Genomic DNA, 26,529 nt, shown 5'->3' with positions numbered 1-26,529 from the left:
CCTTAATGGTAAAAATAAATTTAAACCTGATACAAAGATTTTAATTGTATCATGTGTGTTTAATAATTCTTATTTTAGCGGAAAGGTCAGTAATGGAAACCCTGAAATTTGATTTCTTGATGTATGATAAGATAAAAGTGTGGGATGTTTTCTATTTTTGGTTCCGGAATTTAGAATTCAGAATAAACTTTAAACAATTTAAATAATATGAAAAAACTAAGTGTTATTGCATTGGTTGCAGTAGGATTGCTTGCAGCGTCTTGTAACAAAGAAAAATCGGCTGAAAATGCAGCAACTTCTACTGAGCAGAAAGTAGCAGAAAGCAAAGGGGAAGTATTGCCTGTAGATACGGTAGGTTCTGTGGTAAACTGGAAAGCATTCCACAAAGGAGGAATGGCTCCGCGTTGGGGAACTTTAATGGTAAAATCGGGAGATTTGAGCATTGAAAACGGAGGCGTAACGGCAGGAAACTTTGTGATCGACATGAACTCTATTAAAGTAGATCCGGCTTCTGTAACGGAAAAAGATAAAAAACCGGCAGATCTTGAAGCACACCTTAAAAACCCTGATTTCTTCGACACGGCAAAAAATCCAACGGCAGATTTCAAAATTACAAGCGTAGCAGATCTTAAGGAAGCTCCAAAAGATGCAGTAGCAGGTGCTAACAAAACAGTAAGCGGAAACCTTACGTTATCCGGAAAAACAATGAATGTAACGTTCCCAGCCAAAGTGGATGTAACAGAAAATTCAGCGGCAATCCAGGCTAAATTCACGGTGAACAGAGCAGACTGGGGAATTAAATTCGGAACTTCCGAAGCGGATCCTGCAGAATGGATGATCAGCAAAGACATCGAAATCGCTGTAGATGTAAAAGCTAAAAAATAATATTGTTAGATATTTCAGATTTGTAAAGCTGCCTTTTTTGAGGCGGCTTTTTTTGTGTTTGAGATTTATCTTTAGTAGTTAAGAAAAAATCCCACGGAGTACGCAGGATTAAAGATTTTCTTCGGCTTTTAGCCTTATTGTGAATTGCTTTCAAAATTATTAGTACAAATATAGACAAGTTTTTTAATTCTGATTTACGGAAAACCATATAAATTTTATTATTTTTCTTTTTATTTTTATAAAATACCAAAACTAATAATTATGAGAAAAGTTTTAGGAGTTGATCTTGGCAGTAATAGCACAGGTTGGGCAATTAGAAATTTAGACTTAGAAGGCAATCAGATAGAAGATTTTGGAGTGATTACTTTTGAGAAGGGTGTTGCTTCAGAAAAAGGTAATGAATTCCCTAAAGTTCAGAAAAGAACAGAGAGTAGAGGTAAGAGAAGAAATTACCAAGCTGAAAAATACAGAAAGTTTGGAATTTTGCAATTTCTTATAGAAAGAAATATGTGTCCTTTGTCTATCGAAGATTTTAATAATTGGAAAACTTACAGGAAAGGAAAGAAAAGAGAGTATCCCCAATCCGAAGAATTTCTGAATTGGATAAGATTTGATTTTGATGGTGACGGTTTACCAGACTTTCATTTGTTTGGAAAAGATAAAAACGAAAGTTATTACATTTTCAGAGCCTTCGCAGGTAATCCACAATATAAAGATGTATTTACAAATGATCCTCAAATTTTAGGAAGAGTTTTTTATCAGCTTGTTCAAAGAAGAGGTTTTAAAGGAAGAGATGAGGAAGAAGCTAAGACGATGTTAACCGGAAGTGATAAGAACGGAACAAAAGGAAGAAATGATATTGAGGAATATTTAGATAAACATAAAACTTTAGGCGCTGCACTGTATCATTATCAAAAAGACTTCGGAGGAAGAATAAGACAAAGATATAACTTAAGAAAAGACAGTGAAGCAGAATTAAAATGGATTTGTGATTTACACGATATTTCTAAGGATGACTATTCAAAACTATGGAAAGCCATCATCTGGCAACGTCCTTTAAGAACACAAAAAGGCTTGATTGGAAACTGTATTTACGAAAAAGGGAAAAAGAGAGTGGCTGTAAGTCATCCTCTGTATGAAGAATATAGAACTTGGGTTTTGATTAATAACTTAAATATCATTCCGCCTTTAGATGAAAATAAACAGGAATATATCCAAGCTAAGATTTATCCGATATTTTATAAATCAAAACCTGATTTTGAACTCAGCGAAATTGATAAACAACTAAAGAAAGACGGTGCCAAAAGAACATCAAAACATCACGAAAAAACAAAATTACTCTCCGTAAAATTACTTAAACAATTTCAGGATGTTTTTGGAATAAACTGGAAAGACATACTAAAATGGGATATTAATGGAGAAAGAAGCTCACAGCCTGTCAAAAAATCTCACACCGAATATACTTTTGAAGACGTTTGGCACGTTCTAATGACCTTTGACGGACAGGAAAATCTTAAGAAATTTGCTTTAGAAAAACTAAATTTAGATGAAGAAAAAGCGAATAAATTTTCTAAAATCAAATTACAACAAGGTTTTGCGACTTTAAGTCTTTCTGCGATTAAGAAAATTCTTCCTTATTTACAAAAAGGATTTTTATACAGCCACGCTGTGTATATGGCTAATCTATATAAAATGCTTGGAGAAAATGAAATTTCCGAGACATTAATTAATCATTTTTCTGAAGAGATTTCTAAGATTTTAAATTTGGATTCGACAAACAGAAAAAATGCAGCGATTGTCAATAGTTTGATATCGGAAATGCTTAATGATGAAAACCGTTATTATATTACTGATGAAAGAGATTTGGATAGTACTGAAAACAAACTAGTTTTAAAAAGCATTATTGATAATTACGGACAGGAAAGCTGGGATAAACTCGAAGAAGAAAGTAAAACAAATATTGTTACATATGTTTCACGAAAATACCTTGAGTTTTTAAAGAAATCTTTTTTTAATAAGAAAAATCTTTTTGTAAAGCCTGAAAGAATTGATGAAAAGATATTTAATTTTTTAAAAGATACTTATCATATTTCAGAAGATATGAAGAAATATCTTTGGCATCCTTCTGAACAGGAGAATTATGCTGAAGCTGACAATTATTTAGAATATTCGGTAGGAAAGAAAAAATATTACGTTAAAGAAAATAACAGAAGTGGTTTCTTAACAAGAAATCCCGATGCAGAGTTTGAAGGTCGGGAAATTAAATTATTAGGCAATCCTGAGCCACTGAGCAAAGGATTTAAAAATCCTATGGCGCTGAAGTCTCTACATAAACTGAAAAATTTGGTGAATTATCTTTTGCAGGCAGGGAAGATAGATGAAGAAACAAAAGTGGTAATTGAAATTGCAAGAGAACTTAATGATAAGAATAAAAGAAAAGCAATTGAGATTTGGCAAAAGGAAAGAGAAAAAGAAAATGATGCTTACAGGAAAGAACTGGCAATTTATCGGGAACAGTTTCCTAATGTGAATCTTATCGATGAAGATACATTAGTCCATAAAATCAGATTGTGGCACGAACAAAACAAAATTTGCCTTTATACAGGCAAGCCAATTTCCTTTTCAGACTTAATCATTGGAAACAAGTATGATTTTGAGCATACAATTCCTGCAAGTATCAGTTTTGATAACGAATTGAAAAATCTCACGATTGCCGACTCGGGATATAACCGTTTACAAAAAGGAAAGAAATTTCCGACACAATTAGTCAATTATGATATTGAACAGGTTATTAATGGTGAATTCTATAATCCAATAATCAGAAATATAGAATTTCTCTTTGGAGAAAGAAAAGTAGAATACAAAGAGTTAAAAGGCAAAACAGAGAGAATAGTTACTTGGAAGAAGATTGAGGAGGTTGAAAAACTATTTGATGAATGGAAAAAGAAGGCTTCTTATGCAAGTACAAAAGAGTACAAAGATTTTTGTATTGTAAAGTATCACACCATAAAAATGGATTTGGATTATCTAAAAGCCAAATTAGCCACTTTTACCATTACAGAATATAGAGCAGGATGGAGAAATAATCAGTTGAGAGATACTCAGATTATCACCAAGTACGCTTTGCCATATTTTAAGACCTTATTCAAAAGAGTTTCTGTGGAAAAAGGAAGAGTTACGGATATCTTTAAGAAAGTTTATAAAGTACAGTCAAAAGATTTTAAAAAAGACAGAAGCGTACACAGTCACCACGCACAGGATGCTGCAATTCTTACCTTAATTCCAAATGCTTTTCATAGAGAAAGAATTATCAAAGCTTATCAAAACGAAATTGATAACAGAACGGGCAAAACCTATCACGAACTTCCTATGGATTGGAATAATTTTTCTGAAAATTATATTTTGGAATTAAAAGATAAAGTTTTGATTAATAACCTTACAGATAGCCGAACGATTACTCAAACATCTAAAATAATAAGAAAAAGAGGTAAAATCGTTTACGACATAGATCAGGCGGGCAATAGAAAAAAACGAGTTGCCAAAGGTGATACAATTCGTGGACAGTTGCACGGAGAAACTTTTTACGGAGCCATCAAACAGCCTGTAAGAGATGAAGATAATAAGATTTTGTTTGATGAAAATAAAAAAATGATTCTTAATGATGAAATTTATTTGGCTGTCAGAAAACCCTTGGTTTATAAAAAGGATGCAAATTCTCCAGGATTCAAAAGCCTTGAAGAAGTTGAAAAAGCAATTGTTGATAAAGATTTGTTTAAAATAATTAAAAAACAAGTTGAAGAAACAGATTTTAAAACAGCTTTGACTGAAGGTGTTTACATGCTTGATAAAAAAGGTGACAAAGTGAATAAAATCAGAACAATACGTTGTTTCGAAAATGGATTAAAATATACTACAGCAATTAAAGTTCATAATCACAGTTTTGTCTCAGATAAAGATTACAAAAAATCTACATTAGCAACTAACGGTGAGAACACGTATTGTCTGTTTTACAAAAGTGATTCCGGTAAAGCTATGAGAATTCTTTCTATTGTGGATTTGGCGGAAATTAAATTAAAAAATGTTCAAAATCTTTTTGCCGAGCCGGAGTTCTCAAGTTTTGAATCTAGTAAAGGAAAAAATAAAATAAATCTGCCTCTTTATGCAGTTTTAAAAAGCGGTGATAAAGTCTTGTTTTATAAAGAAAGTATTCACGAATTAAAAGATTTAGAAAAACCTGAATTATCCAACAGAATGTTTAAAATATATCAATTTGAAAAAGATGGTAGAATTAAATTCCGTCATCATTTGGCAGCAGGTATTGATACTGAATTGAAAAAAGATAATCCTGAATATTCATCTGTAAATTTCAATGAGAAACAAATATTCTTAAGATTAAGACAGGGGCAATGGAATTTTGCAATAGAAGGAAAAGATTTTGAGATGTTTATTGATGGTACAATAAAATGGAATTTCTAATATGATCACCCGCTCCATCTACATCGGCAATCCCGCTTACCTTAAGCTCAAAGACGAGCAATTGAAAATCCTCTGTCCGGAAACCAAAACGGAAAAGGGGAGTGTTCCTGTGGAAGATTTGGGGTTGTTGATGCTGGATCATTATCAGATTACCATTTCGCACCATCTGATTCAGAAAATGATGGGAAATAATGTCGTGGTGGTGAGTTGCGATGCCCATCATTTACCGCACGGAATAATGCTTCCGCTGTATGGGCATACCGAACATTCCGACCGGGTAAAAGATCAGTTGGAAGCCAGTGAACCGCTGAAAAAACAGCTTTGGAAACAGACGGTGGAATGCAAGATTGAAAACCAGAAAAATGTCCTGATGAAACTGGGGAATTACTACGAACCGATGATTGAATATCAGAGAAACGTAAAATCCGGCGATATAACGAATATGGAAGGGATTGCGGCGCAGCATTACTGGAAATACCTCATCAGTCTGGACTTTTTGAGACAGCGTTTTGGAGATTCACCCAATCAGTTTTTTAATTTTGGATATGCCGTGCTTAGAAGCATTGTGGCAAGAGCCATTGTAGAAACCGGACTGTTGCCTGTTCTCGGCATTTTTCATAAAAATAAATACAATCCGTATTGCCTTGCCGATGATTTAATGGAACCTTATCGTCCGTTTGTTGATTTACTCGTGATGCAGTGGCTGAAAATTCATACGGATACCGAAGAACTGACGAAAGAATTTAAAGCGCATATTCTCCAGGTTGCAACCAAAGATGTGCGTATCGATGACAAAACAAGACCGTTGCTGGTTGCTGTAAAAATGACCACGTCATCGCTTTACAAATGCTATACAGGAGAAAAGCGACTGATTTCCTATCCGGAATTGATTTAATTTTTTTATGGCAGCTTTATCCGCCTGTAGTTTATCCTGAGCGGAGCCGAAGGATAAAAATCTGCAAAAAGAGCTCCACTCAGGTCGGGCTGCGATCATTACAATAAACAAAGAATAGTCACCAAAAATGAACGCCGAAAGGTTTAATGCATACCGAATTATGTGGGTTTTAGTATTATATGACCTCCCGACCGAAACGAAAGCGAATATGAAAGATGCAAACCGTTTTCGGAAGGCATTGATTGATGACGGATTTACTTTATTCCAGTTTTCGATGTACGTGCGTCACTGTCCGAGCCGGGAAAATGCAGAAGTACACATCAAAAGAGTGAAATTTATGCTTCCAAAAGCCGGAAAAGTAGCCATTATGTGCATTACCGATAAACAGTTTGGAGACATCGAAATCTTTTTTGCCAGAAATAAAGAAGAACCGCCACCGACCTTCCAACAGCTCGAATTGTTCTGAATTTTAAATCCTGAAAACAAAAATAATCTACTGAAGACCAGTAGATTATTTTTTTGAGGTTGTCTTTCATCACGAAGATAATAATTTTGAAATCCGCAGCCGGATAATCGTAGGCGGATTCGACGAAAAGCGTTGGATTCGATTTGGCTGAGTCAAAGCAACTCCCAAATAGAAAATCAAAAAAGATAATTAGAGATAGATTATAATTAAGTTTTAGAGATTTTGTTATTTTTAAAATATAAAATAATCCATTGAAAACCAATGGATTATTTTTTGAGGTTGTCCTTCATCACGAAGATAATAATTTTGAAATCCGCAGCCGGATAAGCGTGGGCGGATTCGACGAAAAGCGTTGGATTCGATTTGGCTGAGTCAAAGCAATTCCCAAATAGAAAATCAAAAAAGATAATTAGAGATAGATTATAATTAACTTTTAGAGATTTTGTTATTTTTAAAATATAAAAAAAATCCATTGAAAACCAATGGATTAGATTTTGAGGTTGTTCTTCATCACGAAGATAATAATTTTTGAAAGCAATTCACAACTAAATTACGCAAATCCTGATGGTACTTCTAGTTGTTCTTCATCACGAAGATAATAATTTTTGAAAGCAATTCACAACTTGATCCCATTAACTTGGCAGCCTATGCTAGTTGTTCTTCATCACGAAGATAATAATTTTTGAAAGCAATTCACAACTAGGCTAAAGATCACAGTAGTAGCTGAGACGTTGTTCTTCATCACGAAGATAATAATTTTTGAAAGCAATTCACAACATAATGGGTTTAAGCCCTTACAAGAGTAACGTTGTTCTTCATCACGAAGATAATAATTTTTGAAAGCAATTCACAACTAATAGGCACGTAGATTTATTTTTGAAAATGTTGTTCTTCATCACGAAGATAATAATTTTTGAAAGCAATTCACAACCGTCCCAGCATTGGAAAGACCGCAGTAGCTCACGAAGATAATAATTTTTGAAAGCAATTCACAACCAGACTGGCAAAGGAGCGCGACAAACTTATGTTGTTCTTCATCACGAAGATAATAATTTTTGAAAGCAATTCACAACTATTACGGGCGAGGGTATAGAGGAGTATTTGTTGTTCTTCATCACGAAGATAATAATTTTTGAAAGCAATTCACAACTACTACGACGCAGCCAAAGAGTTACAGTACGTTGTTCTTCATCACGAAGATAATAATTTTTGAAAGCAATTCACAACTACACCACAGATTTACGAGGAAAACGGTAAGTTGTTCTTCATCACGAAGATAATAATTTTTGAAAGCAATTCACAACCCGATGTCAGACTTTCAGCAGAATGTAATGGTTGTTCTTCATCACGAAGATAATAATTTTTGAAAGCAATTCACAACTATAACAATTAATTTCAAATTAATAAGGTTGTTGTTCTTCATCACGAAGATAATAATTTTTGAAAGCAATTCACAACTTGACACCACTACAGCGTCAATGATAAACAGTTGTTCTTCATCACGAAGATAATAATTTTTGAAAGCAATTCACAACGCGGAGATAGCAACAATCGGATCAGCGGTTGTTGTTCTTCATCACGAAGATAATAATTTTTGAAAGCAATTCACAACGGAGCATTAGCTGGTAAGCCTATTGGTGGTGTTGTTCTTCATCACGAAGATAATAATTTTTGAAAGCAATTCACAACTCCGATATGACTATAACAGGTCCCCTTGAGGTTGTTCTTCATCACGAAGATAATAATTTTTGAAAGCAATTCACAACTTAGCTGCGGAGGCTGCGTTTGTTTCGTCAGTTGTTCTTCATCACGAAGATAATAATTTTTGAAAGCAATTCACAACACATTACCTAATGTAACGTCTGATATAATTGTTGTTCTTCATCACGAAGATAATAATTTTTGAAAGCAATTCACAACTACATACCGGATGTAAACAATGGAAGCTTTGTTGTTCTTCATCACGAAGATAATAATTTTTGAAAGCAATTCACAACCCCAACCTCTTGATTAAGGTTGGGCGCATTGTTGTTCTTCATCACGAAGATAATAATTTTTGAAAGCAATTCACAACAAATTCCTCCTCCGTCCATTTAGTGTATAGGTTGTTCTTCATCACGAAGATAATAATTTTTGAAAGCAATTCACAACTAAATCCTCTAAAGGCTGTTTTTTCTTATCGTTGTTCTTCATCACGAAGATAATAATTTTTGAAAGCAATTCACAACGGTCTGTAAATTTAGTAGTCTTTGCTACGGGTTGTTCTTCATCACGAAGATAATAATTTTTGAAAGCAATTCACAACCGTCGTAATGAATTGGTAAACGCTCAATTTGTTGTTCTTCATCACGAAGATAATAATTTTTGAAAGCAATTCACAACTACGAGATAACGGAGTATGGAGATGTTTATGTTGTTCTTCATCACGAAGATAATAATTTTTGAAAGCAATTCACAACTGTGGAAGAAAAGCATTATCAGTTGGGTATGTTGTTCTTCATCACGAAGATAATAATTTTTGAAAGCAATTCACAACTAACGTACGTTGGAGAAAATTACGCGGTTGTTGTTCTTCATCACGAAGATAATAATTTTTGAAAGCAATTCACAACAAAGGATTAGGATAAGTATTTTTAAATCGCGTTGTTCTTCATCACGAAGATAATAATTTTTGAAAGCAATTCACAACTAGAAAATTTGTGCGTTTCCGTCGAAAATAGTTGTTCTTCATCACGAAGATAATAATTTTTGAAAGCAATTCACAACTATTAAATTCCACTGGTTTACGTCCTTTACGTTGTTCTTCATCACGAAGATAATAATTTTTGAAAGCAATTCACAACCTGTAGCTTCGTCTGGTGTAAGTTTACGGCGTTGTTCTTCATCACGAAGATAATAATTTTTGAAAGCAATTCACAACTATACCGTGTGTTTCCTCCACTCATTTTAAGTTGTTCTTCATCACGAAGATAATAATTTTTGAAAGCAATTCACAACATTGCCGCAGGTATTGCCAGCCGTTGCAACGTTGTTCTTCATCACGAAGATAATAATTTTTGAAAGCAATTCACAACTATAGATCAGTACAACAGTGAAATAGACGAGTTGTTCTTCATCACGAAGATAATAATTTTTGAAAGCAATTCACAACTGCAGAAATATATAGCCGTTGAGGTGCTGGGTTGTTCTTCATCACGAAGATAATAATTTTTGAAAGCAATTCACAACTCAAAGTTTACAATGAAAGGAATTACTTTTGTTGTTCTTCATCACGAAGATAATAATTTTTGAAAGCAATTCACAACCCAACGCTTACCCAGTACAAAGTAATTAAACACGAAGATAATAATTTTTGAAAGCAATTCACAACACGTTTGTGTCACAATTTGATTTGTGCAAAGTTGTTCTTCATCACGAAGATAATAATTTTTGAAAGCAATTCACAACTAGATGTTTTAAGTATTTCACAGGTAAAATGTTGTTCTTCATCACGAAGATAATAATTTTTGAAAGCAATTCACAACAGTTTCGCTATTCGCTCCTGTGTTGGTTTAGTTGTTCTTCATCACGAAGATAATAATTTTTGAAAGCAATTCACAACTACTCAAATGTTAGTAACTGGCTGGAAATAGTTGTTCTTCATCACGAAGATAATAATTTTTGAAAGCAATTCACAACTAAAATATTCAGAATTTATTTTACCTTTTAGTTGTTCTTCATCACGAAGATAATAATTTTTGAAAGCAATTCACAACTTTATATTAGTCGTATTTGTGTGCATTTGCGTTGTTCTTCATCACGAAGATAATAATTTTTGAAAGCAATTCACAACACAAGCCCGTCGGGAACTACAAAGAAGAACGTTGTTCTTCATCACGAAGATAATAATTTTTGAAAGCAATTCACAACCTCAAACGGTCTTCGATTGCGTCCCAGTCCGTTGTTCTTCATCACGAAGATAATAATTTTTGAAAGCAATTCACAACCGAAAACAAAAACGGGAATAATAAAGCCAAGTTGTTCTTCATCACGAAGATAATAATTTTTGAAAGCAATTCACAACTTTTGAAGCGAATTGGCTAAACAATTTAGAGTTGTTCTTCATCACGAAGATAATAATTTTTGAAAGCAATTCACAACTTCAAATCGGAGGAAACATTCCAATTTTACGTTGTTCTTCATCACGAAGATAATAATTTTTGAAAGCAATTCACAACTTAAGCAAAAAGGCAGATCCGTCGGAATTCGTTGTTCTTCATCACGAAGATAATAATTTTTGAAAGCAATTCACAACCATGGGCGGAAAAGCTTAAAAAGAACCCCAGTTGTTCTTCATCACGAAGATAATAATTTTTGAAAGCAATTCACAACATTTCCTTTTTCAACTCTTGTAATAGAAATGTTGTTCTTCATCACGAAGATAATAATTTTTGAAAGCAATTCACAACCCAGCATCACAATTAAAAGTTTCAACATATGTTGTTCTTCATCACGAAGATAATAATTTTTGAAAGCAATTCACAACTAGTAAATCAGACCGCAATTCTTCGGAATTGTTGTTCTTCATCACGAAGATAATAATTTTTGAAAGCAATTCACAACTCAGTTGTGTTTTGCAGGTCAAAACGCCCTGTTGTTCTTCATCACGAAGATAATAATTTTTGAAAGCAATTCACAACGATCATGGCAAGGTTTACAGAAGATTTCTGGTTGTTCTTCATCACGAAGATAATAATTTTTGAAAGCAATTCACAACTTAGTTTTTCAAATGTGTTCATAACAATCCGTTGTTCTTCATCACGAAGATAATAATTTTTGAAAGCAATTCACAACTACGGTTCCATCAATGATTAAAGGATGGAAGTTGTTCTTCATCACGAAGATAATAATTTTTGAAAGCAATTCACAACTCTCGCCCCACAGTAGACAAGGCGTTAAATGTTGTTCTTCATCACGAAGATAATAATTTTTGAAAGCAATTCACAACGAAACAAAACAAATTGCATCTTACTTATGTGTTGTTCTTCATCACGAAGATAATAATTTTTGAAAGCAATTCACAACTTTGATACTATTGATATTCAAAATCTGGAAGTTGTTCTTCATCACGAAGATAATAATTTTTGAAAGCAATTCACAACCGAAAAACATTATAACGGCAGACCGAGGGAGTTGTTCTTCATCACGAAGATAATAATTTTTGAAAGCAATTCACAACTTAAAGCGTATTAAAAAAGGAGTTTTCATAGTTGTTCTTCATCACGAAGATAATAATTTTTGAAAGCAATTCACAACTGCATTCGAATCATTCAAATGTGTATTGAAGTTGTTCTTCATCACGAAGATAATAATTTTTGAAAGCAATTCACAACTACGAAGCTGAAGCTGACTTTTATTTCAGCGTTGTTCTTCATCACGAAGATAATAATTTTTGAAAGCAATTCACAACCCATTCCTATACTTTGCAAATATAAACTCAGTTGTTCTTCATCACGAAGATAATAATTTTTGAAAGCAATTCACAACCTATATACAGTTTAAGAATGGGTCCCGGATGTTGTTCTTCATCACGAAGATAATAATTTTTGAAAGCAATTCACAACAAAACAAGACCATTAAAAAGATATTACGATGTTGTTCTTCATCACGAAGATAATAATTTTTGAAAGCAATTCACAACTTAGACGTAAATGCAATGCCCTTTTTAGCAGTTGTTCTTCATCACGAAGATAATAATTTTTGAAAGCAATTCACAACTGAATGGTTGGATCATAAATACCAGAGGTAGTTGTTCTTCATCACGAAGATAATAATTTTTGAAAGCAATTCACAACTTAATTAGGTTATTTATAGATATTGATTGAGTTGTTCTTCATCACGAAGATAATAATTTTTGAAAGCAATTCACAACCCAACTCTCTTGATTAAGGTTGGGCGCATTGTTGTTCTTCATCACGAAGATAATAATTTTTGAAAGCAATTCACAACCCGCCGAATCAAATCTAATTCACTTACCTGGTTGTTCTTCATCACGAAGATAATAATTTTTGAAAGCAATTCACAACATGATGAAAGTATTCCAACCAGTCCAGCTAGTTGTTCTTCATCACGAAGATAATAATTTTTGAAAGCAATTCACAACTTACAATGAACTGGGGTTAACTCCTTTAATGTTGTTCTTCATCACGAAGATAATAATTTTTGAAAGCAATTCACAACTAGGAAAACGTCCGGAAAATCTGATCATGAGTTGTTCTTCATCACGAAGATAATAATTTTTGAAAGCAATTCACAACTTTTTTAGGCGGGAACCAGACCGCGATCTTGTTGTTCTTCATCACGAAGATAATAATTTTTGAAAGCAATTCACAACTAATCTGCAAATTGCGTAAATTTAATGCCTGTTGTTCTTCATCACGAAGATAATAATTTTTGAAAGCAATTCACAACCAATACACAAAACCCTCCCATTGCGCTGACGTTGTTCTTCATCACGAAGATAATAATTTTTGAAAGCAATTCACAACCCAGCAGATCTTAATGCGGTAACATTTGAGGTTGTTCTTCATCACGAAGATAATAATTTTTGAAAGCAATTCACAACGATATTGATGAAGGTATTGATTCTGATGATGTTGTTCTTCATCACGAAGATAATAATTTTTGAAAGCAATTCACAACTAAATGCCAACCATGCCACCTTCTATTTGAGTTGTTCTTCATCACGAAGATAATAATTTTTGAAAGCAATTCACAACCGCAGATATGCTAATATCTGAAGAGGAGATGTTGTTCTTCATCACGAAGATAATAATTTTTGAAAGCAATTCACAACTAATCTGCAAATTGCGTAAATTTAATGCCTGTTGTTCTTCATCACGAAGATAATAATTTTTGAAAGCAATTCACAACCAATACACAAAACCCTCCCATTGCGCTGACGTTGTTCTTCATCACGAAGATAATAATTTTTGAAAGCAATTCACAACCCAGCAGATCTTAATGCGGTAACATTTGAGGTTGTTCTTCATCACGAAGATAATAATTTTTGAAAGCAATTCACAACGATATTGATGAAGGTATTGATTCTGATGATGTTGTTCTTCATCACGAAGATAATAATTTTTGAAAGCAATTCACAACAGTTGGTCAGGACGTGAAGAATTATGCAAATGTTGTTCTTCATCACGAAGATAATAATTTTTGAAAGCAATTCACAACCTGCTACCGAAACTCAGTCAAAGTATGATGGTTGTTCTTCATCACGAAGATAATAATTTTTGAAAGCAATTCACAACCGTTAATAGCGCCGTCCTTTATTAACCTTAGTTGTTCTTCATCACGAAGATAATAATTTTTGAAAGCAATTCACAACTTAATTCGTTCAGGGCTAAATTTAGCCCTCGTTGTTCTTCATCACGAAGATAATAATTTTTGAAAGCAATTCACAACTATAGTACAAAACTGGGGTATAGTGGAAAAGTTGTTCTTCATCACGAAGATAATAATTTTTGAAAGCAATTCACAACTCGAGTTCTATAAACTCGCCTTCCCGTAAAGTTGTTCTTCATCACGAAGATAATAATTTTTGAAAGCAATTCACAACTGGGCTACGGATAAAAAAGGAATGAGCGAAGTTGTTCTTCATCACGAAGATAATAATTTTTGAAAGCAATTCACAACGAGATCGTATTGAGCTTTTAATTTAGTCAGGTTGTCCTTCATCACGAAGATAATAATTTTTGAAATCCGTTGCAGGAAAGGCGTAGGCGGATTCGACGAAAAGGGTTCGATTAAGTTAGGCTGATTTTACAGACTATAAAAAATTAGCCATAACCGAACTACAGTCGGCTATGGCTAAAAAATATTTTAAGCAAAAATGAAATTAAATTCCGTCGATGATTTCATTTAAAACCGTACTTGGTCTCATAGCAGCATACGTTTTGTACGTATCTGTTTTGTAGTAACCATCAATATCCTGAGGTTTTCCCTGAGCACCAATTAATTCTGCGTTGATTACTTCTTCGTTTTCCTTCATTGCTTCTGCAATCGGAGCGAATTGTGTCGCTAATTCTGCATCAGCAGTCTGGTTTGCTAAAGCTTCCGCCCAGTACATTGCCAGATAAAAGTGAGAACCTCTGTTATCGATTTGTCCTACTTTTCTTGCAGGAGACTTGTCGGTAGCTAAGAATTTAGCATTAGCTTCATCCAGTGCGTCCGCTAACACCTGAGATTTTGTATTCCCCTGAGTTTGTGCCAAATGCTCTAAAGAAGCCTGTAAAGCAAGGAATTCACCTAAAGAATCCCATCTTAAATAACCTTCTTCGATGAACTGCTCAACGTGTTTAGGAGCAGAACCTCCCGCACCGGTTTCAAAAAGACCACCTCCGTTCATTAATGGAACAATAGAAAGCATTTTAGCAGAAGTCCCAAGTTCAAGAATTGGGAAAAGGTCAGTTAAATAATCTCTCAATACGTTTCCGGATACAGAAATGGTATCTTTTCCTTCTCTTGCTCTTTTTAATGTTTCCGTCATGGCATCTTTTACATCCATGATTCTGATGTCTAATCCGTTGGTGTCGTGATCAGCTAAGTATTTTTCAACTTTTTTGATGATTTCTCTGTCGTGTGCTCTTCCTTTATCTAACCAGAATATAGCCGGAGTATCAGATAATCTGGATCTGTTTACTGCTAATTTTACCCAGTCCTGAATCGGAGCATCTTTCGTCTGGCACATTCTGAAAATATCTCCTTTTTCTACTTTCTGAGAAAGAAGAACGTTTCCGTTTTCGTCCTGGACTTCAATGGTTCCTTCTGCTGAAGCCTGGAACGTTTTGTCGTGAGATCCGTATTCTTCAGCTTTTTGAGCCATTAAACCTACATTCGGAACAGAACCCATTGTGGTAGGATCTAATTTCCCATGTGCTTTCATATCATCAATAACAGACTGATAGAAACCTGCGTAAGAACGGTCCGGAATAATACAAACCGTATCTTCTTCTTTTCCGTCTTTGCTCCACATTTTTCCGCCGCCTCTTACCAATGCAGCCATAGAAGCATCAACGATGATATCGGAAGGAACGTGGAAATTGGTAATCCCTTTGTCTGAATTTACCATCGCCACTCTCGGTCCGTTTGCCAGAGCCGCTTCAATATCTGCTTTAATATCCGCTTCCTGTGCATTTCCTTTGATTTTTTCAAAAAGATCAGCCAGACCGTTGTTTGGATTAACATCTAAAGACTTGAATGTCTCTGCATATTTCGTGAAAACCTCTTTGAAGAACGTTTCTACAATCGCTCCGAAAATAATCGGATCGGAAATCTTCATCATGGTTGCTTTAAGGTGCGCCGAAAGAAGAACGTTTCTGTTTTTAGCTTCTTCAATAGCTTCCTGTACAAAAGCTTTTAGAGCATTGAGATTCATTACGGAAGAATCAATTACTTCTCCTGCCTGAAGGTTGGCAAAATCTTTCAATTGCGTTTCAGAACCGTCGTTTCCTTTGAAAACGATCTTAAATTTTGTAGCATTTTCTACCGTTGTTGAGGTTTCAGTTCCGTAGAAATCTCCTCCGTTCATGTGAGCAACGTCTGTTTTGCTGTCAGAAGCCCAGTCGCCCATTCTGTGAGGGTTTGCTTTTGCATAGTTTTTAACGGCTTTTGGAGCACGTCTGTCAGAATTTCCTTCTCTTAATACAGGGTTTACGGCACTTCCTAAAACTTTGGCATATTTTGCTTTAATTGCTTTCTCTTCATCATTTTTAGGCTCAGCAGGATAATTAGGCACTGCAAAACCTTTAGACTGCAGTTCTGCAATTGCTTCATCCAATTGAGGAGCAGAAGCTGAAATATTCGGTAACTTGATAATGTTGGCATCCGGTTGAGTCGCTAACTGACCCAATTCAGCCAAAGCATCACCGATCTTTTGATCATCCTTCAAAAATTCCGGGAAGTTGGCTAAAATTCTTCCTGCCAAAGAAATATCCGGAACGGCGATCTCAATATTTGCAGATTTTGTAAAAGCTTTCACAATCGGTAAAAACGAGTGTGTAGCCAACATAGGAGCCTCATCCGTAAGCGTGTAATAGATTTTTGATTTGTCTGACATTATACTGTAATTTATTATTTGATTTTTTAAGACTCACAAATTTAGTGATTATGATTGTTTTATTTAAACATTTGCATAAAAAAAGAGGCGAGAGCCTCTTTTTTAATTTTCAGTTTGATTCTGACAATATTAAACTTGGATTGGCAGAAGAATTAAATGTCTGCGAGATCCAGGTTCCTGTCTTACTATTAAATACATACGCTTTACTGCTATAGCTATCTACAAATGCAAAGTTACCGTTAGATTTTGTTAAACTTGGATTGGCTGAAGAATTAAATGCCTGTGTGATCCAGGTTCCTGTTTTAGTATTGAAAGCATAGGCTTTGGTATCATACATATCCATAAAGGCAAAATTACCATTGGATGAAACTAAACTTGGACTGGCAGAAGGATTGAATGCTTGTACAGTCCAAATTCCTGTCTTTGAGTTGAAAACGTAAGCTTTGGCATCATACATATCCATGAATGCGAAGTTACCATTGGATGTAATTAAAGTAGGACTAGCAGAAGCATTAAATGTCTGGGCTATCCAAGTTCCTGTTTTATTACTAAAAGCATAAGATTTTGCGCTATATGCATCAATAAATGCAAAGTTACCATTGGACGTAACCAAAGTTGGGCTTGCATAGGTATTAAATGTCTGAGCAACCCAAGTTCCTGTTTTACTGTTGAAAACATATGCTTTGGCATCATAGGAATCAATAAATCCAAAATTTGAAAATTTATTTTCTACAATATCATCATTTAAGGATGAACCATTAGAGTTCATATTTACTTTATCTGCCACCATTGCATAAGGCACACTCATCAACTGATTTACCCCGACATTCGTATAGTTAGAGCCTCCTGCAGGATCCATTTCCACTTTTACAAATTTGGCGTTGGTTCCCCAGTTGATTGCTCCGAAATTTCCTGTCGTAGCCGTTCCCTGTCCGATATTCAGATTTACCAGACCTTTGGCGTTGGTCGTTTTGTTTTGTGTTTCTGTATATAAAACCGTTCCGTTGGCTGCATTATCCAGAATGCTGATTCTCAAAGAAACGTTTCCGTTAGCAATCGGAGCTCCTGCCGCATTGAAAGCAATCGTCTGATAGCTGAAAGCCTGCGGAACCTGTGCGCTTACTAAACTTGCTAAAAATAATCCTATAGTTGCATAAAGCTTTTTCATGTTCAAATAGTTTTTTTAAGGTTTTTTGATAATTTTGATAGGTTTGATGTCGGAGTTTTTGAAAACGATCATATAAACTCCCTGTTGAAGCGGTCTGAGATCCAGTTGTTCAGAATCTAATTTAGTTTTGAAAACAAGCTTTCCCGAAAGATCATAGATTTCCGCACCTTCGATTTTTGATTTTGAATTCAGTTTAACATAAATGAAATCAACAGTAGGATTGGGATAGATTTTCACATGGTCTTTTTCAAGTTCTGAAACACCCAAAACCTGTAAAACAGACTGGTAAAACATTCCCATTGTTCCGGAATTCGCTTTGTCGGGCTCCGTAGGAATCACATAAATTTCTCCCACCGAATGCGTAAAGTTATCTGCAGAAACCGCTCCCGAGTTCATATTCCCGATCACAGACTGGGCAAAACCAAAAAAAGGAACTCCGAATAAGAATAGAGTAATTTTTTTTCTCATGGTCAATAATTTTAAGGACTGCGAATATAAATAAATTTTTGATGCTGAAGATCTTTTCGGATCCGAAAACTGTTATGTTCTGATATCATTACAACCCGAAGACCCGGAATGTTGGCAACCATCATAAAAAAAATATTTTTTTTCTGGTAAATATCATTCATCTTTACAGAGGATTTCATTCCTCTCATTCCGGATAACCAAGATTTTAACAAAAAATTTTCATAAATTTTATCGAAGAAATGAATGATTGTATTTTATCGTTTTTTCAGCTTCTCTATCTATTAGAAAAATAAAACAATATTTTATATTTCCTCAACGTTTGAAATAAAAATTAATAACATTATTTCTTTTAAAAAAGCACAGGATGAAAAAGAAACCCAACAATCCACCGTTGTATGATGAAGAGCTGATGCATACCGTTCTGGACATTTTTTCTGAAATTCTGGATACCCTCAGGAAAAAGCAGATTACCGATTCGCAGTATTATGACAGTGCCGATGTAAAAAGGCTGCTGAATATCAGCGACAGTACCTTATTCAGAATCCGGAAATCACAGAATATTCCGCATATAAAAATCGGAAAGAAAATATACTATCCGAAATCGTTTTTCAATACAGCCCTCAAAAAATGAGGGTATTTTTATGTCTTTCGTTGGTGGGATTAAAACCGGTTTCTGCGGAATGATGCGGATCGACGGTCACTCTTATGTTATTCTGAGCGCGAAACACCGCAGGATCTCTTTTATTACAATAAATAATTGTCTAACACTTTCAATTCAATACCATACTCTAAAATCAATGACTTTCTGCGTTGTCATCCTGAGCGCGAAGCAGTCGAAGGATCTCTTTTTCTTATCACAATAATCTGTTGTTTTGATTGTCGTGCAATTACTTCACGTAGATTGTGGAGATTATGCAGATGCACAACGTAACTTATTAAATTACTTTCTAAATATAGTAAGCAGTCGAAGGGTCTCTTTTCTTATCACAATAATCTGTTGTCTTGATTGTCTTGTGATTACTTCAAGCAGATTGTGGAGATTACGCAGATGTACAATGTAACTTCTTAAGTTGCTTTTTAAGTATGTTAAGCAGCCGAAGGATCTTTTTTTACTACAATGATTTATTTAAAATTGTGTTGCAGTGATGTGTGCTTCGGCTCCGCTCAGCGCACGGTGGCGGGTTTTATTTACAATGATTTGTTTAAAATGGAATGAAATGAAGTACGCTGAGCGGAGTCGAAGCGAAAAATATCCGTATTACATTTTATCGGAGATAAAATCTTTGCGCCTTAAATAGATAGAGTAAGTTAAAAAATATTGCGTCTTTGCGGGTTTGAACAACTTTAGGAATGATTATTTACGATGATGTGCGCTTCGGCTACGCTCAGCTCACGGTGGAGGGTTTGGTTTACAATGCTGTGTTTAAAATGGAGTCGCATTGAAGTACGCTGAGCGGAGCCGAAGCGTACAATTAAAGAAATACGGTAATCAAAATTCTCCCGAAATCCTTCGACTGTTGTTCGGTCTTTCTTCGGAAAAAATCCCATTTTTCCGAAGCCGATCCGAAGAAGACCCGAACATGATCCGAAGAAATGGGTTTTCAAACCGGTCAAAAGCAGTCAAAACCCGTCATCTTTTTCACAGGTGCCTGAAATGGGAAAATTCTGTAATACCTTCGTTCTGTTAACCAATAAAAATGCACAAAATGGCACGAATAACAAAAGGAATCCTTGGAGGATTTTCAGGAAAAGTGGGAACGGTTGTAGGGGCAAACTGGCGCGGACAGGACATTATCAGAAGCATTCCCAAACCAAGCTCGAAGCAGCCCACCGAAAAACAGCTTCTGCAGCAGACCAAGTTCAGCATGGTGATCAGCTTTCTGCAGCCGCTTAAAAACATCCAGACGAAGTATTTCGGATCGGGGAGCGGTTCAAAATCAAGGGTGAATATGGCGGTTTCCTATACCATCAGCGAAGCGTTACAGATGAATGGCGATGTTCCCGAACTGGTATACAACAAGGTGCTGATCACGAAAGGTGATCTGTCAGGTTTCCAGAACGTCGCTGCTGCTCCGCAAACCGGAAATATCATTACGCTGAGCTGGGAAGATAATTCCGCACAGGGAAACGCAGATACCATCGACAAAGCCAATGCGGTGTGTTATTGCGAAGAATTGGGAACGTTTGAAATTTTCGAATCCGTTGCCGAAAGGGGAGCATTGACTGCCGATGTCACGATGCCTGCTTCTTACACAGGAAAGGAAGTTCAGGTCTGGGTGTTTTTCAGGAATGCGAAAGAAACCCTTGCGTGTAACAGCGCGTATCTCGGGGCCATGACGATGATTTAAAGAAAAGCCTCTGCCTGAAAGGGTGGAGGTTTTTTTATCCAATAAATATATCATTTTAAGAGCCTGCTTACATACTGCTCAATAAAAGTTGTACAGGTTTTTCTTAATGATCTGATTGACTTATTCCTTTACCTGATATTGGAGAACAACAATTAGCAGGCGGTTTTCTGATAGTGTCCGTTCGACAGGCTCAGGGTGACATCTGGAATATTCACCGCAATATTTTAACATTGTCAGGCTGAGCCTGTCGAAGCCTTTATGAGTAAAATGGATAAGTCTATTATCTCATATACAATAAACTTTGTTTATTCTTACATTTAGCATTAAGAAATCTTCAGATTAGACGGCATCAATGCAAGCTGGTTAAGCTGATTCTGATTAAGGAATCAATCCATTGATTTTTATTAGGTTTTTAAGCTAAAGAGGCTTAACTCCTTAAGGGTAAAAATAAATTATCAATTTAAACACGCTGAATAAATACAAAATCCAACGATATTTTTTATGGTATCCCGTAATAGTGAAATGTTTTTTTTATTTATATTTGAATTATAATTTAAAAAAACGATGAACCATGATCATCTTTACGATACATTCGATTGATTATCAATCGTCATAGGTTATACCGATATCATATGATGATTCCCGCCGTATGAAAACAGCACTATATTTCTGGAAGTGAAAAGCTGAAAATTCTTAACTTCAGAAATATGCAGGAGGGAAGGAATCGAAGAATTGCGATATATTTGCTGTTCTATTATATCTAAGATTTAACAATGGCAACGAAAACAGCTGCAAAAACAAAAAGTACCGAAGAAATCCTCTGGGATTCTGCCAATAAATTAAGAGGTTCTGTAGAGCCTTCCGAATATAAACACGTGGTGTTGAGTCTGATCTTCCTAAAGTTTGCGAATGACAAATTTCTGAGAAGAAGACAGGAACTCATTAATGAGCACAAAGAAGCGTTCTTAGATATTCCCGAATTTTATCAGGCAGAAAATGTATTTTATCTGCCGGAAGAATCGCGGTGGACTTTCATTATGGAAAACGCCAAGCAGGAAAATATTACCCTGATTGTAGATTCTGCGCTGAAAACTATCGAGCGTACCAACAAATCTCTGGAAGGCGCATTGCCCGATAATTATTTCTCCCGTCTCGGGCTGGATCAGTCTAAGTTTTCGGCTTTGCTGGATACGATTAACAATATTGATACCCTGAAAGATGAAGCCCACGATATTGTGGGACGCGTGTATGAATATTTCCTGAGCAAATTTGCCATTGCCGAAGGGAAAGGAAAAGGAGAGTTCTATACCCCGAAATCGATCGTCAACCTCATCGCGGAAATGATAGAACCCTACAAAGGGAAAATCTATGATCCTTCCTGTGGTTCGGGTGGGATGTTTGTACAGTCGCTCAAGTTCATTGAAAAACACAAGGGAAACAAAAAAGATGTTTCTATCTATGGTCAGGAGCTTACCAATACGACCTATAAACTGGCGAAGATGAATCTTGCCATCCGTGGAATCTCCTGTAACCTCGGAAGCAAAGCGGCAGATACTTTTAGCGACGACCAACACAAAGATCTGAAAGCCGATTACATCATGGCCAACCCGCCTTTTAATTTAAAGGACTGGCGTGCAGAAAACGAACTGACCACCGATCCACGATGGGCAGGCTATGAAGTGCCCCCAAAATCTAATGCCAACTATGCGTGGATTCTGAATATAATCTCCAAACTCTCTCAGAACGGCGTTGCCGGATTTATTTTGGCAAACGGAGCACTGAGTGGCGGCGGCGAAGAATATAAAATACGGAAACAGATCATTGAAAATGATTTGGTGGAAGCCGTGGTGATTTTACCACAAAGTATGTTTTATTCTACAGGAATTAGTGTTACACTTTGGATAATTAATAGAAATAAAGAAGAAAGAAATATTGAAGTAAACGATGGTATAAAAAAGTACCGTAACCGCAAAGGCGAAGTTCTTTTTATGGATCTGAGACAGAAAGGTGAACCGTTTGAAAAGAAATTCATTCAGTTTGGGGAAGAAGAGATCACTGCGATTGCTGCCCATTATCACAACTGGCAGCAATTCCCCTCCACTGGAGGGGTGTCCGAAGGACGGGGTGGTTATAATATTCCTGAATATTCTTACAGTGCGACTCTTGAAGAAATCCGCAAAAAAGATTATTCTTTAGTGCCAAGTAAATATATCGAATTTGTTAGCCGTGATGAAAGTCTGGATTATGATGAACGGATGCAAAGTTTACAGAACGAATTAAAAGATTTATTTGAACAGGAAAACCAATTGAAAGAAGAAGTTTTTAATGTTTTTAAAACTTTAGGCTATGATTTATAAACAGCTCAAAGACCTTGTTAAATCGGTAAATATTAAAAATACAGATGGAAAAGTTAAAAGAGTTATTGGTGTTAGTATTTCTAAAAATTTTATTCCTTCGGTTGCAAATTTGAATGGTGTTGACTTAACAAAATATAACTTAATAAAGAAAAATCAATTTGCCTGCAAGTTGATGAGTGTTGGACGTGATTTACAATTACCAATAGATTTATACAAAGAGGAAAGTCTTGCACTTATTTCATCCGCCTATTATGTCTTTGAAGTTATAAATGAAAATATAATTTTACCTGACTATTTAAATATGTGGTTCAGAAGATCAGAAACAGATCGTTGGGTGGGTTATATTAGTGGAGGCGATGTACGGGGAGGTATATCTTGGGAAATGTTTTTAGAAATGAAAGTGAATGTTCCACCAATCGAAGAACAGCGACAAATTGTAGCGCAATACCAAAGCATAGCCAACAAAATAAAAGTGAACGAGCAGATTTGCGAGAAACTGGAAGCTGTTGCGCAAGCTTTGTATAAGCATTGGTTTGTGGATTTTGATTTTCCCTATTCCCTTCCGTCGGAGGGGGGTCCGCAGGACGGGGTGGCCATAGAAAAACCTTATAAATCTTCCGGCGGAAAAATGGTTTGGAACGAAGAACTTGGGAAGGAAATTCCGGAGGGGTGGGAAGTTGGGAAATTGAAGAATATAATTTATTATTCCAATACAAAAATCAGTTTGAGAGAATTAACTTCTCAAAATTATATTTCCACTGAAAGTATGTTGGCAGATAAAAGAGGAGTAGATTTTATTTCAAATGTTCCTGAGGGTAACAATGTTTCAGAATTTATTGAAGGCGATATACTAATTTCAAACATCCGACCTTACTTAAAAAAAATATGGTTTGCTGATATAAATGGAGGATGTTCGAATGATGTTTTATGTCTAAGGTCAAAAGAACCTGTTTTTCAATTTTTCGCTCTTAATATTCTTTTTAATGACCAATTCTTTGATTATGTAATGCAAGGTGCAAAGGGGACTAAAATGCCAAGAGGTGATAAAGATTGGATATTAGATTACAAAATCTTATTACCAAGCGTTTCAGTTTTAGAATTTTACTCTAAGGAAATTCAATTGGTCAATAAAGTGAAAAAATTAAAAACTAAACAAAACCAGAAACTCACACAACTGCAAAGCTTGTTGTTGTCACGCTTGGCGGTTGGGGAGGAAGTAGAAGCATCATAAAAACATTTTAAAATTAAAAACTAAACCTGAAAACTGTTACCATGAAAGAAATCGCAAAGCTTCTTCAGGAAGTTAACTGGATAATTAAAAATAGAAAATCAGAGCTTGCTAAGAATGATGATTCATTTAATATGTTCAGGATCTGTGGGGTTAATCATTATGAAAATACACATTCATCCATCCTTGCAGAACTGTTAGATCCCAATGGAAGCCATCAGCTACACCATAAATTTTTAGATGCTTTTATCAATACGCTTATTAAATCGGGTATATTGCCTCCGGAATATGTTTTTGGATATCAGGATGTCGAAGTTCACCGGGAATATGCTACACGGTTTGGAAGACTTGATATTTTAATAAAGAATTCTTCGGGCGAAGCTATTTTAATAGAAAATAAAATATATGCAAACGATCAATTCGAGCAGCTGAAAAGGTATCATGCTTTCGGAGTCCAGCAATACGGGACTGCGTTTAAATTGCTTTATTTAACATTATGGGGGAATGAATCTCCTCAGACTGCACCTGATAAAACAGATTACCTGCAGGTTTCTTATTGTGAAGTCATCTTAGACTGGCTGGAGCGGTGCATTGAAATAGCGGTAAGGTCTCCCATCGTCCGGGAAACACTGATACAATACAGCAATCACCTTAAAGAGTTAACCAATCAAAATACAACTTCAGCCATGGATAAAGAACTAATTGATCAACTGTCCTTAACGGAAAATTTAGATGCCGTTTTTATGATCTCTGCCAATCTCGGCAATGTAAAAAATAATCTGATCAATACTGTTTTCCTTAAACAGCTTGAACAACTGTGCGAAGAAATGGGACTTGATCTGCTAAGTGATCCTGGAGACTACGTTAACACAAGCTGGGCGGGTTTCCAGTTTTCAGTTCCTCATTGGAAAAATTACAAAGTATTCATAGAATTCGGAGCACAGGGACTAAGAAACTGTATCATTGGTCTGGCTCCTAAAAATGATCAGGTTGATACATCAGCGCTTTCAAAGATTAAAGAAAAAGTAGGAGGCGGAAATGCAAGGCTTGCGTACACCAGATTTCCTAAATATCAGAATTGGCAGGCTGATGCAATGAAAGCCATTATCAGCGGCGAGATGAAAGCGATTATAAAAAATGAAATCAATAAGTTTTTTGAATTGCTGGCAGAGGTTGAAGGGGTGTAGAAAACTGATATCATTATTGTGATGTTATATAAAGAAATATGAAAGATGAGTTTAAAATACTGTTCACTACGATTAAGATATTAAAGGAAAAATACAGGCATCATAAAAAGAATTTTACTTTAGATGGAAAGCTGGTAGGAGATATAGGAGAAGTACTGGTTGCAGAACATTATGGGTTAACTCTTTATGGAGATAATACTCACATTCACGATGGGTTTGTGACAGATTCAAAGGAAAGGGAAGTCCAGATAAAAGCTTCCTTTAAAGAGTATTTTTATTTTACTAAACATATTGATCGAAAACCAAAATATTTTATTGCAGTGCAACTCTATGAAGATGGTACATTTGAAGAAATTTATAATGGAACAGGAAAACTGCTTTTTAATAAATTACTTGCCCATTTACCAACTGACAGAAAGCATCCTTACAGATTATCTGTGAGAAAATTGAGAGAGTTGAATATGTCTGAGGAGAATATTGATAGGATAATGAGGATCATTGAGATTTCATAAGTCAGAACTTATTCGTAACGAGTTCGATGGCTAAAAGGAAATATAACATCTTACCAGGGTAAAATATAAAGATTAAAATCAAAAACTCACACAACTGCAAAGCTTGTTGTTGTCGCGGTTGGGGAGGAAGTGGGTAAAAAAGAAATATAACTATGGATATTATATCAAAAATTGAGATTAAACATTTTAGATTATTCGATGGTGGAAAAGATCAAGAAAAAGTTCACATCGAAGAATTAGGAGATTTTAATATTTTTTCGGGAGCTAATGATAGTGGGAAGTCAAATGTTTTGAGAGCCTTGAATTTATTTTTAATAATGAAATATCGCCAATACAATTTCGTAAAGCAATATTTTATTGATCCTATGGCATTGTTACTATTATGGCAGTTGCAAAGAAAAATGAGTGAGTATTTAAATTTGAAAAGCTAAAAC

At 35.2% G+C, this 26,529-nt stretch carries 14 protein-coding genes and 1 CRISPR repeat array; of the genes, 11 read left to right on the top strand and 3 right to left on the bottom strand.

All coding sequences use genetic code 11. The features are described from left to right. The first annotated feature begins 207 nt into the window (after positions 1 to 207). The 4 genes from H6W53_RS02915 to cas2 all read left to right on the top strand — a co-directional run bounded on the left by H6W53_RS02915 (position 208) and on the right by cas2 (position 6,722). Positions 208 to 885, top strand: coding sequence for a YceI family protein (locus H6W53_RS02915; RefSeq protein WP_185204795.1), 678 nt, complete (start codon positions 208 to 210; stop codon positions 883 to 885). Positions 886 to 1,146: 261 nt separating this feature from the next. Beyond that, positions 1,147 to 5,361, top strand: coding sequence for a type II CRISPR RNA-guided endonuclease Cas9 (cas9, locus tag H6W53_RS02910; RefSeq protein ID WP_185204794.1), 4,215 nt, complete (start codon positions 1,147 to 1,149; stop codon positions 5,359 to 5,361). 1 nt (position 5,362) lies between these two features. Further along, positions 5,363 to 6,256, top strand: coding sequence for a type II CRISPR-associated endonuclease Cas1 (gene cas1, locus H6W53_RS02905; RefSeq protein WP_185204793.1), 894 nt, complete (start codon positions 5,363 to 5,365; stop codon positions 6,254 to 6,256). A 127-nt stretch (positions 6,257 to 6,383) separates the two neighbouring features. Continuing rightward, positions 6,384 to 6,722, top strand: coding sequence for a CRISPR-associated endonuclease Cas2 (gene cas2 / locus H6W53_RS02900; protein WP_007842732.1), 339 nt, complete (start codon positions 6,384 to 6,386; stop codon positions 6,720 to 6,722). Positions 6,723 to 7,221: 499 nt separating this feature from the next. Then, a CRISPR array of direct repeats spans positions 7,222 to 14,405; the repeat unit is 47 nt; unit sequence GTTGTTCTTCATCACGAAGATAATAATTTTTGAAAGCAATTCACAAC. A 202-nt stretch (positions 14,406 to 14,607) separates the two neighbouring features. Here the strand turns inward: cas2 and H6W53_RS02895 are convergent. From H6W53_RS02895 to H6W53_RS02885, 3 genes are all read right to left on the bottom strand, one after another. Beyond that, a complete protein-coding gene (locus tag H6W53_RS02895) occupies positions 14,608 to 16,827 on the bottom strand; it encodes an NADP-dependent isocitrate dehydrogenase (RefSeq protein WP_185204792.1) in 2,220 nt (739 codons plus the stop codon). 109 nt (positions 16,828 to 16,936) lie between these two features. Then, complete coding sequence (locus H6W53_RS02890) at positions 16,937 to 17,995, bottom strand: hypothetical protein (protein WP_185204791.1); 1,059 nt, start codon at positions 17,993 to 17,995, stop codon at positions 16,937 to 16,939. 15 nt (positions 17,996 to 18,010) lie between these two features. Next, entirely contained in the window at positions 18,011 to 18,463 is a 453-nt protein-coding gene (locus H6W53_RS02885; RefSeq protein WP_185204790.1) for a T9SS type A sorting domain-containing protein, read from the bottom strand. 364 nt (positions 18,464 to 18,827) lie between these two features. Here H6W53_RS02885 and H6W53_RS02880 point away from each other — a divergent pair, with 364 nt between their 5' ends. The 7 genes from H6W53_RS02880 (at position 18,828) to H6W53_RS02850 (ending at position 26,526) form a co-directional block, all read left to right on the top strand. Next, positions 18,828 to 19,094 (top strand): helix-turn-helix domain-containing protein, encoded by a 267-nt coding sequence (locus tag H6W53_RS02880; RefSeq protein WP_228457740.1) that lies wholly within the window; start codon positions 18,828 to 18,830, stop codon positions 19,092 to 19,094. A gap of 1,075 nt (positions 19,095 to 20,169) precedes the next feature. Beyond that, positions 20,170 to 20,811, top strand: coding sequence for a DUF6266 family protein (locus tag H6W53_RS02875; RefSeq protein ID WP_185204789.1), 642 nt, complete (start codon positions 20,170 to 20,172; stop codon positions 20,809 to 20,811). Between the two features lie 773 nt (positions 20,812 to 21,584). Then, entirely contained in the window at positions 21,585 to 23,168 is a 1,584-nt protein-coding gene (locus H6W53_RS02870; protein WP_185204788.1) for a type I restriction-modification system subunit M, read from the top strand. Continuing rightward, positions 23,158 to 24,399, top strand: coding sequence for a restriction endonuclease subunit S (locus H6W53_RS02865; RefSeq protein ID WP_185204787.1), 1,242 nt, complete (start codon positions 23,158 to 23,160; stop codon positions 24,397 to 24,399). The genes H6W53_RS02870 and H6W53_RS02865 overlap by 11 nt, the downstream gene beginning before the upstream one ends. A 41-nt stretch (positions 24,400 to 24,440) precedes the next feature. Beyond that, positions 24,441 to 25,583 (top strand): PD-(D/E)XK nuclease family protein, encoded by a 1,143-nt coding sequence (locus tag H6W53_RS02860; RefSeq protein ID WP_185204786.1) that lies wholly within the window; start codon positions 24,441 to 24,443, stop codon positions 25,581 to 25,583. 38 nt (positions 25,584 to 25,621) lie between these two features. Continuing rightward, positions 25,622 to 26,095, top strand: coding sequence for a DUF6998 domain-containing protein (locus H6W53_RS02855; protein ID WP_185204785.1), 474 nt, complete (start codon positions 25,622 to 25,624; stop codon positions 26,093 to 26,095). Positions 26,096 to 26,247: 152 nt separating this feature from the next. Then, positions 26,248 to 26,526 carry an AAA family ATPase gene (locus H6W53_RS02850; RefSeq protein WP_185204784.1) on the top strand — a complete coding sequence of 93 codons (279 nt, stop codon included), beginning with the start codon at positions 26,248 to 26,250 and terminating at the stop codon, positions 26,524 to 26,526. Positions 26,527 to 26,529 lie beyond the last annotated feature (3 nt).

The sequence above is a fragment of the Chryseobacterium sp. C3 genome, assembly GCF_014218905.1.
Lineage (GTDB): Bacteria > Bacteroidota > Bacteroidia > Flavobacteriales > Weeksellaceae > Chryseobacterium > Chryseobacterium mucoviscidosis.
Note: the sequence above shows the minus strand (reverse complement) of the source record. Positions and strands in the feature narration are given on the sequence as shown.

Coding starts and splice junctions, on each gene's coding strand:
- cas9 (WP_185204794.1), top strand. CDS start 1,147: ATGAGAAAAGTTTTAGGAGTTGATCTTGGCAGTAATAGCACAGGTTGG.
- H6W53_RS02875 (WP_185204789.1), top strand. CDS start 20,170: ATGGCACGAATAACAAAAGGAATCCTTGGAGGATTTTCAGGAAAAGTG.
- H6W53_RS02915 (WP_185204795.1), top strand. CDS start 208: ATGAAAAAACTAAGTGTTATTGCATTGGTTGCAGTAGGATTGCTTGCA.
- H6W53_RS02890 (WP_185204791.1), bottom strand. CDS start 17,995: ATGAAAAAGCTTTATGCAACTATAGGATTATTTTTAGCAAGTTTAGTA.
- H6W53_RS02850 (WP_185204784.1), top strand. CDS start 26,248: ATGGATATTATATCAAAAATTGAGATTAAACATTTTAGATTATTCGAT.
- H6W53_RS02865 (WP_185204787.1), top strand. CDS start 23,158: ATGATTTATAAACAGCTCAAAGACCTTGTTAAATCGGTAAATATTAAA.
- H6W53_RS02855 (WP_185204785.1), top strand. CDS start 25,622: ATGAAAGATGAGTTTAAAATACTGTTCACTACGATTAAGATATTAAAG.
- H6W53_RS02880 (WP_228457740.1), top strand. CDS start 18,828: ATGAAAAAGAAACCCAACAATCCACCGTTGTATGATGAAGAGCTGATG.
- H6W53_RS02885 (WP_185204790.1), bottom strand. CDS start 18,463: ATGAGAAAAAAAATTACTCTATTCTTATTCGGAGTTCCTTTTTTTGGT.
- H6W53_RS02860 (WP_185204786.1), top strand. CDS start 24,441: ATGAAAGAAATCGCAAAGCTTCTTCAGGAAGTTAACTGGATAATTAAA.
- H6W53_RS02895 (WP_185204792.1), bottom strand. CDS start 16,827: ATGTCAGACAAATCAAAAATCTATTACACGCTTACGGATGAGGCTCCT.
- H6W53_RS02870 (WP_185204788.1), top strand. CDS start 21,585: ATGGCAACGAAAACAGCTGCAAAAACAAAAAGTACCGAAGAAATCCTC.
- cas1 (WP_185204793.1), top strand. CDS start 5,363: ATGATCACCCGCTCCATCTACATCGGCAATCCCGCTTACCTTAAGCTC.
- cas2 (WP_007842732.1), top strand. CDS start 6,384: ATGAACGCCGAAAGGTTTAATGCATACCGAATTATGTGGGTTTTAGTA.